11 protein-coding genes are annotated in these 20194 nt (G+C 57.8%); 6 read left to right on the top strand and 5 right to left on the bottom strand.

From position 1 onward, the window contains the following. Positions 1–28: 28 nt before the first annotated feature. The 5 genes from MIH18_RS11205 to gdhA all read right to left on the bottom strand — a co-directional run bounded on the left by MIH18_RS11205 (position 29) and on the right by gdhA (position 8067). Complete coding sequence (locus MIH18_RS11205) at positions 29–2146, bottom strand: bifunctional diguanylate cyclase/phosphodiesterase (RefSeq protein ID WP_249007239.1); 2118 nt, start codon at positions 2144–2146, stop codon at positions 29–31. A gap of 91 nt (positions 2147–2237) precedes the next feature. After that, the gene (locus MIH18_RS11200) at positions 2238–2771 is read right to left on the bottom strand and encodes a response regulator (RefSeq protein ID WP_249007240.1); all 534 of its coding nucleotides are present in this window, start codon (positions 2769–2771) and stop codon (positions 2238–2240) included. Between the two features lie 22 nt (positions 2772–2793). Further along, on the bottom strand, positions 2794–4083 hold the full coding sequence (locus MIH18_RS11195; RefSeq protein WP_249012470.1) for a HAMP domain-containing sensor histidine kinase: 1290 nt from the start codon (positions 4081–4083) through the stop codon (positions 2794–2796). A 30-nt stretch (positions 4084–4113) separates the two neighbouring features. Next, positions 4114–6708 carry a PEP/pyruvate-binding domain-containing protein gene (locus tag MIH18_RS11190; RefSeq protein WP_249012469.1) on the bottom strand — a complete coding sequence of 865 codons (2595 nt, stop codon included), beginning with the start codon at positions 6706–6708 and terminating at the stop codon, positions 4114–4116. Positions 6709–6717: 9 nt separating this feature from the next. Continuing rightward, positions 6718–8067, bottom strand: coding sequence for an NADP-specific glutamate dehydrogenase (gene gdhA / locus MIH18_RS11185; RefSeq protein WP_249012468.1), 1350 nt, complete (start codon positions 8065–8067; stop codon positions 6718–6720). 246 nt (positions 8068–8313) lie between these two features. Between gdhA and MIH18_RS11180 the strand changes: the two genes are divergently transcribed. The 6 genes from MIH18_RS11180 (at position 8314) to MIH18_RS11155 (ending at position 20191) form a co-directional block, all read left to right on the top strand. Further along, positions 8314–10341, top strand: a complete 2028-nt coding sequence (locus tag MIH18_RS11180) for a TonB-dependent receptor (protein WP_249012467.1) — start codon at positions 8314–8316, stop codon at positions 10339–10341. Between the two features lie 263 nt (positions 10342–10604). Continuing rightward, positions 10605–11696 carry an efflux RND transporter periplasmic adaptor subunit gene (locus MIH18_RS11175; RefSeq protein ID WP_349292886.1) on the top strand — a complete coding sequence of 364 codons (1092 nt, stop codon included), beginning with the start codon at positions 10605–10607 and terminating at the stop codon, positions 11694–11696. Continuing rightward, entirely contained in the window at positions 11693–15061 is a 3369-nt protein-coding gene (locus MIH18_RS11170; RefSeq protein ID WP_249007246.1) for an efflux RND transporter permease subunit, read from the top strand. The genes MIH18_RS11175 and MIH18_RS11170 overlap by 4 nt, the downstream gene beginning before the upstream one ends. Before the next feature lie 17 nt (positions 15062–15078). Next, positions 15079–16323, top strand: coding sequence for an HlyD family efflux transporter periplasmic adaptor subunit (locus MIH18_RS11165; RefSeq protein WP_249012466.1), 1245 nt, complete (start codon positions 15079–15081; stop codon positions 16321–16323). Beyond that, on the top strand, positions 16320–19517 hold the full coding sequence (locus MIH18_RS11160) for an efflux RND transporter permease subunit (RefSeq protein WP_249012465.1): 3198 nt from the start codon (positions 16320–16322) through the stop codon (positions 19515–19517). Before MIH18_RS11165 ends, MIH18_RS11160 begins: the two co-directional genes overlap by 4 nt. After that, on the top strand, positions 19514–20191 hold the full coding sequence (locus MIH18_RS11155) for an ATP-binding cassette domain-containing protein (RefSeq protein ID WP_249012464.1): 678 nt from the start codon (positions 19514–19516) through the stop codon (positions 20189–20191). The genes MIH18_RS11160 and MIH18_RS11155 overlap by 4 nt, the downstream gene beginning before the upstream one ends. Positions 20192–20194 lie beyond the last annotated feature (3 nt).

The raw sequence follows: 20194 nt of genomic DNA, 5'->3' as shown, positions 1-20194 counted from the left end.
AGAGGTCAATGCAAGGGTGGCCAGGCTGCTACGGTGCGGTGTTAATGGCCGCTATGTGCGTGGTCAGGCACTGATTCTTTTGTTGCCAGCGCCGCACCCATGGCAATACCGTATCGCTGGCCATGGGCCGCGCCACGCCGAAACCCTGAATGCTATCGCAGCCTAACGTTTTCAGCATATTTGCCTGTTCCGGTGTTTCCACGCCTTCCGCCAGCACGTTAAGGTCAAAACGTTGGCACAGAAACATAATGCTTTCTACAATCGCTTTGTCGTTCGGGTTGTCCAGCATGCCGCTGACAAAACTGCGGTCAATTTTAATCATATTGACCGGTAAGGTTCGCATGTAGGTCAGCGATGAAAATCCGGTACCAAAATCGTCTAACGCCAGTGTCAAACCGAGTTCACGACAACAATCCAGCATCTGGCGCACCTGATGGATGTCGTCCAAAGCCGAAGATTCCAGCACTTCCAAGGTAATCAGATGCGCTGGTAGATCGGGAAACCGACCTAACTCCGCCGCGATAAATTCAAGAAAATGCCAGTTGCTAAGAAAAGTAGCGCTCATGTTAATACTCACGCCGATATCGTCAAACCCCTGTTTGCGCCAGCCTTGCAGAGTCTCCAGTGCCCGGTGGACGACCCATTTGCCCAGGGGTACGTCCAGATGACTGTTTTCAACATCGGGTAAAAATGCGCTGGGTAATAGTAGACCTCGCTCGGGGTGGTGCCAGCGGATCAGCGCCTCCAGGCCGATTAACGCGCTATCATTTAGCCGGATTTGCGGCTGATAAAACAGCTCGAATTCATTCTGGGCTAAGCCGCGGGAAATATCCGTAAGCTGGTCACGGCGCTTTTGCAGATGCTCGTTCAGCAGTGGATCGAATTGGTGAATCAGGTTGCGACCTTTTTCTTTGGCCAGGTACATGGCTTGATCGGCGTGACGAATCAGGCCTTCCGCGTCGGTGTTGTCTTCGGGATAGCGGGTAACGCCCAAGCTTGCTGACAGCTTTAGGGTGTCGCCATTGATGACCATCGATTCGCGCACAATGTCCAGCAGGTACTGGCAGCTGTTTTCATCGCGCGGCCGCTGAATAACCAGCAGAAACTCGTCGCCACCCACGCGCGCCACAATGTCGCCGGGCGGAAGTTGTGAGGCCAGTCTTTCTGACAAAATGCGCAGTGCGCGATCGCCAATATTAACGCCGTGCTGGTCATTGATGGCTTTGAAGCCGTCCAGATCCATAGACACTATCCACAACTGTCGCTGCTGCATGGCTGCGTGCAGGCAGGCTGCTTCAAGCCGCTGATTGGCCAGCTGGCGGTTGGGCAAGCCGGTCAGGGTATCGTAATGGGTGGCGCGGTCCAGATCTTTGGCGTGATTTTTCAGGGCGGTAATGTCAGAGAAGGATGCGATGTGATAATAACCGTTACCGTCGCTTAATTTTACCCTTTGGATTGACAGCAATTCCAGATATTCTTCTCCGTTTTTGCGCCGATTCCACACTTCGCCTCGCCAATAACCGCGGGTAAGCAGAGAACTCCACAGAGTCTGGTAGTAATCTGCAGATTGGCGGCCCGAACTCAATATGCGCGGATTTTGGCCAATCACTTCGTTGTGGTAGTAACCGGTAATCTGTGAAAACGCCGGGTTGGCGTCCACAATGACGTTGTTTTCATCGGTGATCAGAATGCCCTCGCAGCTTTGTTCGAACATGCTGTCGGCAATGCGCAGGCTACGCTGGGCTGCCTTGGTGGCAGAGATGTCACTCTGAATAATGATAAAGCCGGGCGCAACGCCTTCGATTTTACCCACTGGAATGCACTGGCAATGAACCCAGAATGGGTGTTTTTTGCTGTTGTAGACTTGCAGGTCAATATCGAACTGCGTGCGCTGCAGCATGCGCCGCCGGATAAACCGTATGCTGTTGATGTCGGTGCCTGGCCCGTACAGAAATTCCGCCGGGCGGGCGCCTTTTACGCTGGCCAGGGAGCGCCCGGCTATTTTTTCAAATGCGGTGTTTGCCCACACGATTCGGGCGTTTTCATCCAGCAACAAGGCTGTGTTCTGGCTCAATGCCGCAACCAGAGCGATGCCAGAAAGATGTTGTGAGTTGTCGCTCAGATTCGGGAGCTGCGGATATTTCATAGCCTGACAGGGTTACCTTTTGCAGTCGGTTGCACCATATGCTTTTTGGAAAAACGATTGCTAAGTGTGGTGATAGACGCAAAGCTTGCTCTCAGTTGCGCCAATGGGAGTGCTTCTGCAGCTTGCGCTGAAGCGTCCGGCGATGCATGTGCAACGCTCTTGCTGTGGCGGATATGTTGCCGTCGTGCTCGTCAAGAACGCGCTGTATGTGTTCGCGCTCCATTTCCTCCACCGAAGGCGGTTCCGACCGTACCTCCGGCGCTTTGTTCAGGAATTCAAAACCGGCAATCAGCTGGTTCACGGTTACCGGTTTGCACAAATAATTCACGGCACCGCGACGCATGGCCTCAACCGAAGTTGCAATACTGCCGTAACCGGTTAACACCAGAACGGCCAGGCGCGGCTTGCAGTTTAGCAACTCAGGCAGCAACTGTAACCCACTTTCGCCAGCCAGGTTAAGGTCTAGAACGCAGTGGCTGAAGTGTCGGTCGGCGAGCGCTGCGATTGCTTGTTGGGCCGTTTGTGCGGTTGTGGCTTCGATGTTCTGGCGTAACAGTGAGCGTTGCAGCACCTGCAAAAACGCTTCGTCGTCGTCAATCAATAACCACAGTGGTTGGTTGCTCATAACGGCTTGTTCATCTGCTTGTTCATAGAGAATACTCCGCGGCCGGCAACTCAATGATCATGGTGGTGCCGCGTCCATCGGCGCCGTTTGAGCGCGCCTTCAGCTTGCCACCAAGGCGGCCGATGGTGGCGTTAGACAAAAACAACCCAACGCCCATGCCGGTTTCGGAATTTACGATGCTGGCGCCGGGTGAATCCAGCAGCGCCGATGCCAGGCCGGCACCCTGATCTTCCACAATGATTTCTACCCAGTTTGGGTCGGGGGCTTGTGCGCTGACGGCAACCCATTGCGGGCTGGCAGTAATGGCATTGGCCAGCAGGTTCAGCACGGCTTGGTCCAGAGTGGCATCTACCTGCACGTTACGCGGCGGAAACGGTCGTTGCCAGTGTATGTTCGCCTCTGGCCAGAGCAAGGTTGTGGATTCCTGCAGGCGTTGCATCCACTGCTCCAGACTCAGGGTTTCCAGCTGCGACAGTTTGGCCTGCATGGCGGATGCAGATAGCTTTTGTAAATGCTGGCCGCAGAGCGATAATTGCGATGACATCAGTTCCAGATCGGCACTGATGTCAGTGTCGGGTGGCAGGGTTTTAAGCTCCTCTACCAGCAGTGTTAGCGTGTTCATCGGGGTACCCAGGCGATGGGCAATAGCGGCGGATGACAGCCCCAACGAAATAATCTGTTCATCCCGCAGGCGGGTTTCGCGGCTTTGGGACAGCCGCAGTTGCTGGCGCCGCAACTGGTGCGCCAGAGTGCCCACCGCCAGCACCAGAATAACCGCCGTCAGCAAAAACGTGATCCACATGCCGATCAGGTGCAGTTGGGCCAGGTTTGCACCGTGGTCGTGGGTCATGCCCGGGCTGGTGCCAGGGACAGCGCCGGAGCTGATGGGCTGGTGCCATAGCATCAGCAGGGAATAGATCAGCACGCTGCCTATGGTCAGGCCAATGGCGTGATTCAAAGGCACCAAAACCAGGGCGATGGCTAGCGGTAATAACAGCAGTGACACCAGTGGGTTGGTGTAGCCCCCGGTGTTGTATAGCCAGCAGCCTATCAACATCAGATCTAATCCCAGTGTCATGGTGACCGGCAGTATGGATTGTGGCGGGCGACGGGTGAACCACAGCCAGGCCAGGGTGGCCAGAACACCATAAGCCAGGCACAGCAACAGAGCCTCTGCGCGGTGGCTCAGGGTTATAAAGGCATCGGTGACCGCAATGGCCAGTAACATGATGGTGACTATAGCCAGGCGCATGCCCAGTAAATAGCGGGCGGCACCTTGAAAGCCGGTTTGGGAGAGTGTTAGCCATTCCATGGGGCGTTGGTTACTCGTTAGCGCGTTAAGTCATTCCTGGCGGTAGCACACCAGAATCTGGCTGAGCAGGTCGCCCGCCAGTTGCAGCGGCGTGTCGGCGCTATCGTACCACCGCAGACATTCCGATAAGGGTAATTCGGCCGGGACGCTCAAAGGCCGGGTGTTGCTGTCAAGCCAGTCGGGCTGGTAGCTGCATTGGTTGTCTTGCGGGAACAGTGCGACGTAGGCAATGTCGGTTTCCACCAGGTCCTGAAAAAAGTGCGAACCGTAAGACAGGTCCGGCACCATGTCACCGGACATTTCCGCCACTTCCACCAGCACAGCCACCCGCGCGATATCGGCGAAACGTACCGGTACGCCCAGTTCGGGACTACTGGTACCCCAGCGGCCCGGACCTATCAGCATCACTTTCTGGTTCTCGGGCGTATCCCTTACCAGGGTGCCGACCAGACGTGCCAGATCGTGGCGCTGGCTTATCGTCAACACTGAGTAACGCGCCGCATCTACCCGAATAATGCGATGAATGGGCAGTTTGATGTTACCGCCCATAAAATGACCGTGGGTGTGGAACAAGGTGTGCTTGTGGTCCAGATTTTCTGGAATGGTAACCGCTCCGGTGTCGCCCAGTGTGGCGAGAGGTCGGCATTGCACCAGGTTGATGGCGGGTTCGCCGTGACTATTGAGATGCAGAGTGAACTCTACATCGACCGGGTGTTGATAGGCAGTTTCCAGAGTACGGAGCAGCTGGGTCAGGCGCGGTACAAATCCGGTGTTGCGTACCAGTGGGCGGAATGTCAGCCGCCATACCGGTTCCGCCAGTTTCAGTTCCCGCGCCCGTTCGCTGGCTTCACGGTCTATCTCCGCCAAGTGCGCCATGGGCAAATCGGCTATTTGTTCGGTCAGCAGGCTCAGAGGACGGGTGACCAGTTCACCGCTGTGTAGGTCCAGGGCGTCTACCAGGTGTTGGGAAAATTGATAACTTTCACCGGGGTTGCGAAACGGCTGACGGGTAGGGAAGTCCAGCGCCATAACGCAGGCATGGTCGCCTTCAATTCGGTCAACAGCGCGAGTGCCCAGCCCCATCACCAGCCGCACCATCCCGGCTTTCGGATCCATGTCGGCATCCCAGGCGAAGGTGTTACGCGAAACTCCAACGGCGGCTGCGTCGGGCAGATAATACTGCCCATGGAAACGGCCGTTGACCCTCTGGATCAGCAGCGCCATGGGCTCTTCCTGCTGGTGAAGGCCCCGCTGCTGGCGGTACACCAGCGCGTCATGGCTCATGGACGACGCATAAACCGCGCGAATGGCATTTTCCAGAGTCAGTAGTCGCGCCTCCGGTGGCCCCTGATTCACCACAAACACACTTTCGTATTTCCCGGCGAAAGCGTTGCCAAAACTGTCTTCCTGCAGGCTGCTGGACCGCACCAGAATCGGATATTGGCCGTAGTGATCCAGTAAGCGTTCAAGTTCGCTGAGAACGTCGGGCGGAAATTCGCCGGCCAGAATGCCATCGCGCAGGGCATCCGCTTCGGTCAAGTACCCGGCGGCGGAACGCTGGCGCATGATGGCCGGCCACAAGCCATTGTGTACCAGAAAACCGTAGTAGGCGTCGGTCGCCAGGTAGTTGGAATCGTGGGGTTCCAGGCAGTGGTTGCCCAGAGCCGGTGCGTCTTTTTTCAGAATCGCACGGGCGATCAGCATGCCGGTGGCCTTGCCGCCAATAAATCCGGTACCTACCATGCGGCTGCGAATGTTCAATAAATCGGCCAGCGTCAGGTACTTTTGGGCCAGGGCTAGCATGCGTTCTTCGGGACTGATCAGCAGCGGTAAAATCAGCTGATGATAGCGGGTAATGGCGCTTTGGCTGTTTTGCGTCAGAGCCTCGCTGGCCTGCTGAAACAGGCGGTCCCAGTGGTCCAGTAACGGTTGCTGGTTGCTGCGGCAATGCTCCAGGCTGGCCTGTAGTCGGGTGGCGTCACTGCTGTCGGTCACCGGCGTAAAGCGGCCTTTGTGCTCGCGATGGGGCAAGAACATGGTGGGTGACTGCCGCCGCCAGGCCTTTACCGGATGAATTTGTACGTTATCGCCGTGGCGATACACATCAATCATTACCTGGGTGGTGCGGCGAATTTCTTCCAGGGTAGCGCGGGAGTGGCGCTGGGGGTGCAGTGCGAACCAGGCCACGGTGTCCAGCTGGAACAGCAGCGGGCATACCACACGGAAAAAGTTGCCCACCATGGTGTCGGTGGCCCAGGCATTGAGCAGATCGCTGAGGCAGTCACAGATGTAAAAGGCTCCCCGACCGTGGGTTTCAATCAGCTGCCACACAGCGCTGGTAAAGGCTTCAAAGCCGCCCAGGGCATCGATAACAATGGTGTTGACGGCAGGGTTGTCGGCCACTAAAGGGGGGTGTTGGCCAAACCGCAGATAGATAACCTGGCGGCCGGCAGCCGTGGCCGATTCAATGAAGGGGGTAACAAAACGGCGATAATCAGCCAGGTCGCTGACGCGCCAGACCACATTATCGCCTATGCGCAGGCCGTCCAGCACTTCATCCAAACCGTCAAGACCGGTTGAAACCCGGTCGGTTAAGGATGAGGTGCCAGCAGCCTGGTTAATCATATCAGCGGATCAGATCACGCCCATGGCATTCATTGCCTTGGCTACCCGGATGAAACCGGTGGTGTTGGCGCCTAGCACGTAGTCGCCTTCCGCGCCAAACTCAACCGAAGTCTCATAGCAGCTCTTGTGAATCTCGATCATGATTTCTTCCAGGCGTTTCTGGGTATAGTCAAAGGTCCAGGAATCACGGCTGGCGTTTTGCTGCATTTCCAGCCCGGAGGTGGCAACGCCACCGGCGTTAGCGGCTTTGCCCGGGCCGTACATCAAGCCAGCATCCTGGAAAAGCTGGATGCCTTCTGGCGTAGTCGGCATGTTGGCGCCTTCGGCTACAGCAATACAGCCATTTTCCACCAAGGTCTTGGCGTCATTGCCGTTGAGTTCGTTCTGGGTCGCACAGGGCAGGGCAATATCGCAGGGCACGGTCCAAATATTACCATGTTCAGTGTATTTGGCTTTTGGGTGGTATTCCAGGTAAGCCTTAATGCGGCGGCGCTCCACTTCCTTCAAACGCTTGAGCGTCTCGACGTTGATGCCATCTTCGTCGACGATTATACCGGCAGAGTCGGAACAGGCAATCACCTTTGCACCCAGCTCGTGAGCCTTGGCGATAGCGTAAATGGCGACGTTGCCAGAGCCTGAAACCACCACGCGCTTGCCGTCCAGAGAGTCACCACGGGCTTTCAGCATTTCGTGGGTAAAGAACACGGTGCCGTAGCCGGTGGCTTCTTTGCGCGCAAGGCTGCCGCCCCAGCCTAGTCCTTTACCGGTCAGCACGCCAGACTCATAACGGTTGGTGATGCGCTTGTACTGGCCAAACAAATAGCCGATTTCGCGGCCGCCAACGCCAATGTCGCCTGCGGGTACGTCTGTGTATTCGCCGATGTGGCGGTACAGCTCGGTCATCAAGCTTTGGCAGAAACGCATGACTTCGTCATCAGACTTGCCCTTAGGATCAAAGTCCGAGCCGCCTTTGCCGCCGCCGATGGGTAGTCCAGTCAATGCGTTTTTGAAGATCTGCTCAAAACCCAAGAACTTGATGATGCCCAAGTAAACCGACGGGTGAAAACGCATGCCGCCTTTGTAGGGCCCCAGAGCGCTGTTAAATTCAACGCGAAAGGCTCGATTGATCTGAATCTCGCCGCTGTCGTCTTGCCAGGGCACCCGAAAAATAATTTGGCGTTCCGGCTCACAAATGCGCTGAATGATTTTTTTGTCGGCGAATTCGGAGTATTTCACCAGTACCGGGCCCAGAGTTTCCAAAACTTCGTGAACGGCCTGGTGGTATTCGGTTTCGCCCGGGTTGCGGTGCAAAACGTCCTGGAAAATAGGTTCCAGTTTTTCGTCCAGTCGTGCGTTCATAAGTACCTCCTTGGAAGGCCTGAATAGTGTGAGTATCAAGGGATATGTAAAAAAAGGGGTAGAATTCCACCATATTCCATGGGTTATTACAAGAAAATACGTATAGAGTTTCTCTCAGAGATATGCTTGCCACGCGCGCACGAGGTACCTCCTTTGGGCTGCGGCAACGTGCCACAGGCGGGCTGGCGGCTAGCTGGGTAACATTGGCATTAAATTTTGAACATGCGCCGATGGATGGGAACAAAAATGCGGAAAAAACCACTAGGCAGACTGGTTGCGTGCACATTGAGCGGCTTGACTCTGTTACCGCTGCAAGCCCATAGCCAACAGGCAGATGAAACCGAACAGCTGTTAATTCGGGTAACTGAAGGCCAACGCGCTGCCGTTGGTTTGGCCAGCATGGCCAGTGAACCGATACAGCGTTTGACCAGTAACCCGGCTGTTTCCCTGTCGCGTATGGGTGGCCGAGGGCTAGAGCCGATTATACGTGGACAAGGCCGGGAGCGGGTGGATGTGCTACTAGACGGTATTCGTGTGGAAGGCGCCTGCCCCAACCGTATGGACCCGCCCACCAGTCGCCTTAGCTCGGCGCTGGCGCCAAGCTTACAAGTGCTTACCAATAACCAGACATTGCGCTGGGGGCCGGTAGCCGGAGGCCAGATCGTCGCCACCACAGCCGACCCTTCATTCAATGGCCGGACAACCACTGGCCAAGTCACCGTGGGTGGGGCGGATAACGGTAACGGCAAATTGGCCAATGCAGCGGCCGCGGTAGGCAGCGACGATGCCTGGCTGAGGCTGTCTGGCGGTTACGACGAGGCCAACGATTATGAAGACGGTAGTGGTAATGACGTGCGCAGTGCCCATAAAAACGCGGAAGGCAGGTTAGAGGGTGGGTGGCGCAGTGCGAACGATGTTTATGTGAAAGCCATGACCAGTCGCCAGGAGGAACGTGATGTGAAATACGCCGGCTCCGGCATGGATGCGCCGAAAACCGACACCGATCTTTACCGCCTTGAATTGAGTGCGCCTGTGGCCAAGGGCGAATGGTCACTGCTGGCCTGGCAGGCCGATGTTGACCACATCATGGACAATTTCAGCCTGCGCCCGGTGGGTATGATGAAAATGCAGACCAATTCCACCACCCAGACCCGCGGCTTGCGCTTTATTCTGGACCAAAGTCCCACGGGTCGCATCGATTGGGCTGCCGGCGTAGACGTCGAAACCAACGACTGGGACGCCACGCTGTTCAATGTGACCGGGGCCATGCCAATGGCGGCCTCGCTGATGTGGCCAGGTGTGGGGCGTGAGCGGGCGGGCGTGTTTGCAGAAGCCTTCATGCGACTGGGCTCGGCGGCCAAAGTGGGTGCGGGCTTACGTTATGATCGGGTGGAAATGGACGCCACCAAGGCGGACCAGGTTGGGGGCATGGGGCTCACTCCGGCCACGCTGTATCAGAGTGAATACGGCGTAAACTCCGTGCCAGCGAATGACGACAGCGTCAGCGGCTTTGCCAGTGCTGAATGGCGACTGCCCCAACAGCAGGCACTGACCCTGACTGGCAACCGAAGCGTGCGCAGCCCTGGCGTAACGGAACGCTATATTGCTCGCAGCACGGCGAGCGATAGCTGGATAGGCAACCCCCAGCTGGAAACCGAGAAACACTACAAACTGGAACTGGCGCTCAGTGGCCAGAGTGGCAATTGGCGCTGGAAGCCGGTTGTATGGGCAGATCAAGTCGAGGACTTTGTATTGCGTTACAAGCAAGAAAATGGGGTTGAAGGCTGTAATAAGTCAGGTGGCTGTTCGCGCTACGAAAATATCGACGCCCGTTTGCTAGGCGTGGAAGCTAATTTAGGCTGGAGTGACGGCACCTGGAGCAGCAACAGCGCCCTGGCCGCCGTTCGTGGCGAAAATCGCGACGATAACCGGCCCCTGCCGCAAATCCCGCCGCTGCAATTTATACAGACGCTGGGCTGGCAGCAGCATGGCCACAGCATCGAAGCGCAGTGGCAGTTGGCGCGGCGTCAGGACCGTATTGACCTGGCTTCCGGCCTGGACGCAGGAGCCTCGCCCGGTTATGGCGTGTTCAATGTGTCAGGCAGCCATCCTTTGACCGGATATCTGACCTTCAATTGGGCCCTGGACAACCTGTTTGATAACACCTGGGCGCCTCATGTTAGCCGCAGTAACAGTGATCCGTTTAATCCTGAGGCCGTGCGTGTCAATGAGCCAGGCCGTACTGTTCGGGCAGCGTTAACTGCACGCTGGTAGTGCATGAAATTTGGGGGTTGTCCGCTTTAATAGCCAGTGGATGACCATTTTACCCCGTGCCGGTGCGAAACGCTGCGCACGGGGGTTTTTTATGGCGAGCCGTGTGCCGTTGTTGCTGGTGCCATGGGCTATGCTTTTGTCAGCCAACCTTGCCGGGTTGCAGTGTCCCTGCGGGGCGTATTCTGATAACCTACAGTTATTAGGTAATAACTTTTATGATTTGGCGTTCGCGGCTGAACAAGCTGCGAAACAAGGAGTATCCGGTGGTGAACAATCAGCTTATCAGCCGCCCGTTACGGGCTTATGTGGGCGCTGTTGTGGGCGTGCTCTTATGGGGTTTGACTTGTAGCGCGCAAGCGCAGTCTGTGTCTGGCGAGCTTGCCACGGCGGCGGTAGAAAGCCGCTCTTTGGCCGAAACCGTATTGCTGGACGGCGTGATTGAAGCCGTGCAGCAAAGCACGGTGTCAGCCCAGACCAGCGGCAAGGTATTGCAACTGCCGTTCGATGTGGACGACTCTGTTCGCCCTGGCGATCTGATTGTGCAGCTGGAAGACAGCGAACAGCGGGCTCGGGTGAGCCAGGCGCAAGCTGCCGTTAACGAAGCCCGGGCCGCATTGTCGGATGCGAAACAGCGGTTCGCCCGTATTGAAAGCGTGCACAAACGCGGTTTGGTATCGGGCCAGGAGTTTGATCAGGCCCGCAATAATCTGGCCGGCGCCCAGGCCCGCGCTGAGCGTGCCGATGCGGGTATGGTTGAAGCCCGCGAACAGCTCAGTTACACCCGTATTGAAGCGCCTTACGGCGGTATTCTGACCGAACGCCACGTGGAAATCGGTGAGTCGGTCAGTCCCGGTCAGGCCCTGTTAAGCGGTTTATCGCTGGAGCAGCTGCGGGTGGTGGTGGACTTGCCTCAACGCTACGCCGCCAGCGCCCGCGCCGAGCGCCAGGCCACCGTTACCCTGGCTGACGGCCGGGTACTGAAAACCGGCGAAATGACCTTCTACCCCTACGCCAATGCAAAAACCCACACCTTTCGCTTACGCATGGCACTCACCGAACCCAATGGTTCGCTGTTCCCGGGGATGCTGGTAAAAGTGGAGGTGCCGGTCAGCCGTTCGCAAACACTTTTGGTGCCGGCCAGCAGTCTGGTGCAGCACAGTGAGCTGCGCGCTGTGTATGTGATGGATAGTAACGGCAAACCGCGCCTGCGTCAGGTTCGCACGGGTAAAATAGCCGATAACCAGATCGAAATTCTGGCGGGCGTCAGTGCTGGCGAGGAAGTGGTGCTCAATGCCAGCGAATTACTCGGTAGCGCACTCCTTTTAATCCCGCCAGCGCAGGAGCAAGCGCTGTGAGCCAGTCGCTGCCACCGACGTCACCTTCGGGCTCTCCCTCGCAGCCTGCGCCCACTGCGCCATCAACCCCTTCAGCAGGGGTTGGCCTATCTGGCGCCATAGCGCGACTGTTTCAGGACAATCACCTGACCCCCCTGATTATGCTGTTGTCCATCATCCTGGGCGTTCTGGCAGTGGTGGTCACGCCAAAAGAAGAAGAACCGCAGATTGATGTCACCATGGCCGATATCATGGTGGCGTTTCCCGGTGCCAGCGCCCGCGAAGTGGAAAGCGCGATTGCCACGCCTGCCGAACAGGTGATGAGTGAAATTGCCGGTGTTAAACACGTGTATTCGGTATCGCGCCAGGGCCAGGCGGTGATTACCGTGCAATTTGAGGTGGGCATACCGCGCCAGGAGGCGCTGGTGCGGCTTTATAACCAGGTGTATTCCAACCAGGACTGGCTGCCCGCCAATCTGGGTGCCAGTCAACCGTTGGTTAAACCTAAAGGCATCGACGATGTACCGGTGATGACACTCACCCTGTATGACCCACAGCACGGCCATAGCGGCGAGGAGCTCACCCGCCTTGCGCACATGTTAGAAGTGGCCCTGAAGCGGGTGCCGGGTACCCGTGATGTATACACCGTGGGCGGCATACCCGACCGGGTGGATATCCGTTTTGATCCGGCCCTGTTGGCCGGTTTTGGCCTGACCGTTGACGATCTGCAACAGGCCCTGCTGGCCGCGAACAGCAGTTCTCAGGAAGCCCGAATTACCCGCAACAATGTATCGATCCCCATTCAGGCCGGTACGCTGCTAACCCAAATAGACGAAGTGCGCCGTCTGGTTGTGGGTATGGATCAGGGTGCGGCGGTTTATCTGGAGGATGTCGCCAGCGTCAGCCGCGGTAATACGGTTGCTGACCAAAGCGTGATGACCGGTTTTGGGCCGGCCCATCAGGGTTCTTTTCAAAAGGGTACTCATCAGAATAACAACAACTCGGCGTTCATAGGCCAGCCTGGGCAAGTCTTCCCGGCGGTCACCCTGGCCATCGCCAAAAAGCCGGGCGAAAACGCGGTGGAGATCACCCGAGCTATTGAGCAGCGCATAGAGCAATTACGCAATCGCGTTCTGCCGGTCGATGTGCAGGTGCTGGTGACCCGTGATTACGGCGCAACCGCCTCGCAAAAAGCCCGCAAACTGATTTCCGATCTAATATCGGCCACCCTGTGCGTGGTGCTGCTGGTACTGGTCGCCATGGGCTGGCGCCAGGCGTTGATTGTGGGTGTTGCGGTATTGATTACGTTGCTGCTAACCCTGGTATTTTCCTGGGCCTGGGGTTTTACCCTGAACCGGGTGTCGCTGTTTGCGCTGATTTTCTCCATCGGAATATTGGTGGACGATGGCATCGTGATTACCGAAAACATCAACCGCCGCATCCAGAACTCGCGCCGCCCGATCAAAGAGATTATTCCGCTGGCGGTGGACGAAGTGGGTACGCCCACCATCATGGCCAGTCTGACGATTATGGCGGCCTTGCTGCCTATGGCGTTTGTCAGCGGCTTGATGGGGCCCTACATGAGCCCGATTCCCATTAACGCCTCGGCCGGTATGGTGCTGTCGCAGATTGTGGCTTTTATAGTGGCGCCCTGGCTGGCTCTGCGCCTGCTGCGTCACAAAAAAGGCGATCTTGCGCAGCCGGAACACGAATCTGAAAGCTTCTCTGACCGTTCTTCTGACAGCTCTTTTGAAAATTCGGCCGAAGGCGTGAGCCCCCGCATGCTGGGCCTGTTCAGCCGCGTGCTGGTGCCATTTTTAGGGGACCATCGCTTGCGCCGTGGCCTGCTGGCATCGGTGGTTATCCTGCTGACTCTGGCAGCGACCGCACTGCCGGTGTTTCAGGCAGTGATCCTGAAGATGCTGCCGTTTGACGACAAATCTGAACTGCAGGTTGTCGTGGATATGCCCGAAGACACGCCGGTTGAGGTGACTGCCCGGGTGTTGATGGAGATGGGCCACTATCTGGAAACGGTGGAAGACGTCGACAACTGGCAGACATATGCCGGCACCGCGGCACCGATCAACTTCAACGGTCTGATTCGCCAGTACTATCTTCGCTCTGACCCGTACCAGGGCGATATTCAGGTCAACTTCAGTAGCGGTGACCGGCGTGACCAGCCATCTCACAATATCGCCCAGTCGTTGCGCCAGCCGCTGACCACCATTGGCGAGCGTTATGGCGCCAGTGTGAAAATTGTGGAAGTGCCGCCGGGTCCGCCGGTGCTGTCGCCGCTGGTGGCAGAGATTTACGCGGTAGACCCGCAGCAGCGGGCAACATTGGCGCGCTCTGTGGCCGCCGGTATGCAAGATGTGACCGGCCTAGTAGACATCGACACCACGCTTGAAGCACCTATCCGCCAGTGGGAAGTGGTGGTTGATCGTGACCGCGCCGCGCGCCTGGGAGTGTCGCAGAGGCAGGTGGTAATGGCATTGCAAACTGCCCTGGGCGGCAGCGGTGTGAGCTATCTGCACGACGACCACGCCAAATATCCGGTGCCCATCCGGGTGATTCTGTCAGACGCCGACAAAGCCCGCCCCCCGGCTTTGCTGTCGCTGAATCTGCGCAGCCGCGATGGCGGACTGGTGCCGCTGGCCAGTATTGCGGACATCCGTGAGGCAGGCTGGCAGGGTGCGATTTATCACAAGAACCTGTTGCCGGTTACCTACGTGACCGCGGACATGGCAGGCGCTATCGATTCGCCGCTCTACGGCATGTTTGCCATGGTCGACCAGTTGGAACAGCGAACGGACGCGCCCGAGCAGTTTTTCATTCGCCAGCCGGACTTACCCGAAGCTGGCGCCCTGAAATGGGACGGTGAGTGGCAGATTACCTACGAGACTTTCCGCGATATGGGCATGGCCTACAGCGTGGGTATTTTCATGATTTTTTTGCTTTTGGTAGCCCAGTTCCGGTCTTATCTGCTACCGCTGGTGATCATGGCGCCCATACCTCTAACCTTGATGGGCATTATGCCGGGCCACGCTCTTTTGGGGCGGGAATTCACCGCCACCAGCATGATTGGCATGATCGCGCTGGCCGGCATTATCGTACGTAACTCGATATTGCTGGTGGTGTTTATTCGCCAGTTGCTGGACGAAGGCATGAGTTTGGAAGACGCCGTCGTTCAGGCCGGTGCGGTGCGGATCAAGCCGATTGCGCTAACAGCAGTATCGGCGATGGTTGGCGCTTACTTTATATTGAATGATCCGATCTTTAATGGCTTGGCTATATCCCTGGTGTTCGGCCTGGCTGTGTCTACTCTTCTGACAGTGGTTGTGGTGCCCTTGTCATACTATGTCATGGCGCGGCGCCGGTGGATTTGAACAGGAAATTTTACCCGATGATAAAACGATTTTTGCCCTGGCTTGTTCTGCTGCTGGCCATTGCTGTGTTCATGATATTGCGAATGACCCGCCCGGAACCCGTTCAGGCTGAAGCCCAGGAGCGCGCTTGGTTAGTGGCCGTGCAAAGTGCTGAATTGATTAACGCTACGCCGCTGTTGCCGTTGTATGGACAGGTCGTGGCTCCGCAACAGCTGACCGTAACGGCAGCTTTGGCCGGGCAGATCGCGCAACGCCCGGTGTCGGAAGGCCAAGCGGTTGCCGCCGGCACGCTGTTAATAGCCCTGGATGACGCCGATGTGGCGCCAGTCCTGGCCCAGGCGCAAGCCGAAGTGACGGATTTGCAGGCGCAAATCGACGCCGAACAGCTGCGCCACGGCAACGATCAGCGTGCATTGAAAAGTGAGCAGTCCATTCTGGCCAGCGCGCAGCGCCAGTTGGAACGCAATGAGTCTCTGCTTAAACGCAACCTTACCTCCCGCGAAGCCTTAGACGGTGTTACCGACGCCTATGCTCGCGCCGAGCTAACCGTCAGCATGCGCCAGCGTACATTGGCTGAACACCCGGCGCGCTTGGCCAGCCTGCAGGCACGGCTGGCCAAGGCTGACGCCAACCTTCAGAGTGTCGAGCGGGATGCCGGACGGGCGCAGGTTATTGCGCCGTTTGACGGTGTGATCACCGATGTGCAGGTGGCCGCTGGCGACCGCGTTAGCAAAAATCAGGCGTTACTGAGTTTATACCCGCGCCAGGGGCTTGAGTTGCGGGCAAGGGTGCCTGACGTGTTTGTTGGGGAGTTGCAGCAAGCCCTGAACCGCGGTGAGCAGCTCAGGGCGACGACCGAAGACGATCGCTACGAATTTATTCTGGTGCGCTTTGCCGGTATTGGCAGTGCTGCCGGCACCGAAGCGATACTGGTGGCTGAGGGCGTGGTGGACGGCCTGCGCCCGGGCAGTTTGCTGCCAGTGACCTTGCAGCGCCCTGAGCAAAAGCAGGTGATAAGTGTGCCTTACAGCGCACTTTACGGTGCCGATACCTTGTACGCGGTGGATGATGATTCACGCCTACAGCGCTTGCGGGTCGAGCGGGTAGGCGAGGCCCGTAGCGATGATGCCCAGCGTGACGATGCTCGCAACCTGCTGGTGCGCAGCGCCGAACTGCAAGTGGACATGCTCATCATTACCACTCATCTGCCAAACGCCATGAGCGGGCTAAAAGTGGACATTGCCGGAGCGCAGAGCCGGTGACCGATAGGCTCGCAACGGAACAGCCTGAAAGTAACGGTTCTGGTGCTGCACCGCCTCGCCGCGGCGTGATAGGCTTTTTTGTGCATCATCGGCTGGCGGCTAATCTGGTCATGCTGGTGATGTTGCTAGGCGGTACGCTGGCGCTGACCCGCATGAACGTGCAATTTTTCCCCACCTTCGCGCTGGATGTGGTCAGCGTAAGGGTGGTGTGGAGCGGCGCCTCCGCTGAAGACATCGAACAAGGCATTACCAACCCCCTGGAGCAGCGCTTGCGCAGCGTTCAGGGGCTGAAAAAGATGACGTCTACGTCGGCCCAGAGTGTGTCGTCCATCACCCTCGAATTTCAGGAGGGCACCGACCCGATTCAGGCTTTAGACGATACCCGCCAACGGGTAGATGAGTTCAACAATCTGCCAGCAGAAGCCGAAGATCCGCGGGTGAGCCGAATTGAACGCTACGAGCCGGTGGCGCGCCTGCTGCTGTATGGCGACGTAGACGCCGACGAACTGCGCCACATGAGCTACCGTTTTGAAGACGAATTGCTACAGCGCGGTATCGACAGAGTGTCTATTCGCGGCCTGCCAGAACAACAAATCAGCATTGATGTGCCGGTGGAGCGCCTGGAAACTCTGGGTCTGACGCTGGAACAGATCGCTGAGCGTGTGGCCGCGGTGTCCCGTGACTTGCCCGCCGGTTTGTTGGGCCAGCAGGACGCCACCCGCGAATTGCGCGCTGTGGAACAGGCGCGCAGCCCGGAACAGTTTGGCCAGATTCCGCTGCTCAGCGGTGATCGTATTCAGCTACGGCTGGGAGACATTGCCAGCATCCGCCAGGAATCCCGCGATAGCCCGTTAACCCTGACCCGCAACGATTTTCCAGCCGTGGAGCTGCAATTGCAGCGGTCTGAAAACGGCGATTCGCTGGAAGCCGCCGATGCGCTGCAACAATGGTTAGCCGAAACCCGCGCCACCTTGCCACCCAACCTGCAGCTGGAGGTATACGACGAAACCTGGCAACTGCTGGATGACCGAATTTCGCTGCTGACAAGCAACGGCCTGAGCGGGTTATTGTTGGTAGTCTTGCTGCTGTATCTGTTCTTGCCCGGGCGCGTGGCCTGGTGGGTGGCGGTGGGTATTCCTACGGCTTTTTTGGCGGCTTTGGCCATCCTCTGGCTGCTGGGCGGCAGTATTAATATGATCTCGCTGTTTGCGTTGATCATGGCGCTGGGGATTATCGTGGATGACGCCATCGTGGTAGGCGAAGACGCCGACGCTCACGCCCGGATGGGGCAGCCGTCTATGGCGGCGGCCGAGGGCGCCGCAAAGCGCATGGTGTGGCCGGTGCTGGCGTCATCACTGACCACGGTGGCGGCGTTTACGCCTTTATTAATTGTGGGCGGGGTGATTGGCAATATTCTGGGCGATATTCCGCTGGTGATGATTTGTGTGCTGGTTGCATCATTGCTGGAGTGCTTTGTGGTGCTGCCTGCCCACCTGCGCCACGCTTTTATTATTCCTGAAGTGAAGCCGGTCAGCCGCAAGGCGGCCGCTAAATGGCTGCGGGCGCCCGGTGCCGGCATCGGACGCTTTCGTGCCGGCTTCGAACGCCACTTTGAACAGTTTCGCGAAGGTCGTTTTCGCCGCCTCTCGCACTTCAGTTTGCGTCACCGCGGGCTGACTATGACCGGGGCAATGGCGATTGCGATCATGACCGTTGGTCTGTTGAGTGGCGGTCGTATTGGTTTTAACTTCTTTCCCACCCCCGAGCCTTCGGTGCTCTACGCTAACGCCAGCTTTGTGGCCGGCACCGACAGCCGCCGGGTTGACCAGTTTATGGTCGACATGGCGCAGAGCATTAACGCCACTGAGCAGGCTTTGGGCGGCAACCTGATATTGCACTCGGTGGTCACCCGTGGAGGTACCCTGGGCGCGGGAGGCAGTTCCCGCAGTGGTGAAGAGCTCGGTTCAATGATGATCGAGCTGGTACCGTCAGACCAACGTAGCGTGCGCAATCCAGAATTTATCAGTGAGTTGCGGGCGAGCCTGTTGCTGCCGGCAGGGTTAGAGAACCTGAGCATTACCGAGCGTGAAGCCGGTCCGCCGGGTCGCGATATTAATGTGCGCCTGACCGGCCCGGATGCGACCCGTTTGAAGCTTGCTGCTGAAGAAGTGGTGCAGGCACTGGCGGTGTTACCGGGTGTGCTGGACGCAGAAGACGATATGCCGTGGGGTCGCGAACAGTTGATCTATCAGGTTAGCCCCTGGGGCGAAGCTCTGGGCCTTACCACCACCGATCTGGGGCGCCAACTGAGAGCTGCTTTTGATGGTCGGGTTGCGCAGATCTATCAGGATGGTCGCGATGAAATGGAAGTGAGGGTGCAGCTGCCGATATATCAGCGCGAGCGCCTTGCCACCCTGTCGCAAATCACCATCCGCGTGCCTGATGGCCGCTTTGTGCCGCTTACTCAGGTGGTGATGTTGGATCACCGGCAGGGCTTTGAGGTCCTGCGCCACGCCGATGGCGTGCTGGCGGTAGAAGTGTCAGCGTCGCTGAACACAGACGTCAGCACCACCAGCGATGTTATTGCAAGCCTGGAAGCCGAAGCGCTGCCCGCCATCGTCAGCCGCTATAACGTGCGTTACAGCTTCGAAGGCCGCTCCGCCGACCAGCGCGAAACCATTGATGATATGAAAACCGGCTTGATTATCGGCGTCGCCTTGATGTACGTGATCCTGGCCTGGATATTTGCCTCCTGGAGCCTGCCGCTGATCGTAATGGCTATTATTCCCTTTGCATTGGTGGGTGCCATTCTTGGGCACTGGTTAATGGGCTTGCAGTTAACGGTGTTGTCACTGTTTGGATTATTTGGCCTGTCGGGCATTGTGGTGAACAACGCCATCATACTGGTGTCGTTTTACAACCAGCAGCGGGAAGCGGGGCTGGGCGTTGACGCAGCCCTGAACGAAGCCGTGGTGCAGCGGGTGCGTGCGGTATTGCTGACGTCGCTGACCACTATTGGTGGGCTGTTGCCACTACTGTTTGAGACCTCTTTGCAGGCTCAGTTCCTGATTCCCATGGCCACCTCCATTGCCTTTGGTTTGGGCCTGTCCACCTTGTTGGTGCTGTTGGTGATTCCAGCGCTGCTGTCTTATCTTGAGCAACTAAGGGCCTGGTGGGCCAGGGAGCCAGCATGACTGAGCCATTACTGAAAGTACGCGGTCTGGGTAAGCATTTTGCCAGCGCCGGGCAAACGGTGAACGTGCTGTCTGGTTTGGAGCTGACTCTGGCGCAGGGCGAATCCTTGGCGCTGATGGGTCGCTCCGGCTCTGGCAAAAGCACCCTGTTGAACATTCTGTGCGGTTTGGAGCAGCCCGACGCCGGCTTTGTGAGCATCGCAGGTGAGCACTTTGCGGCGGATTCGAGCACAAACGGGGCAGGCCAGCAACGCTGGGCCAGACTGCGGCGCCAGCGTATTGGCGTGGTGTTTCAGGAGGCTAACCTGATGCCGGCGTTGTCGTTGCTGGACAACGTGCGCCTGCGGGCCAGTCTTGCAGGGCAAAGCGATCAGCATTGCGGCGACTGGTTGAAGCGTCTGGGCATTGGCGAGTTGGCGCAGCGCTACCCGGATCAGGTATCCGGCGGCCAGCGCCAGCGCGCGGCTTTGGCCATGGTGTTTGCCATGCGCCCGTCACTGATACTGGCAGACGAGCCTACCGGAAGTCTGGACGCCCGCACCGCTCTTGAAGTGGCAGATGAGCTGTTTTACCAGCAAGCCGCCAGCGGCTGCGCGCTGGTGCTTGCCACCCACGATTCGGCATTGGCTGCCCGCTGTGGCCAGCGTCTGGACCTCGCTCAAATGGGGGCTTAGCGT

Origin of the sequence: Marinobacter sp. M3C, from assembly GCF_023311895.1 — a bacterium.
Classification (GTDB): domain Bacteria; phylum Pseudomonadota; class Gammaproteobacteria; order Pseudomonadales; family Oleiphilaceae; genus Marinobacter.
The sequence above is the reverse complement of the archived record's forward strand: the minus strand, read 5'-3'. Positions and strand labels throughout refer to the sequence as shown.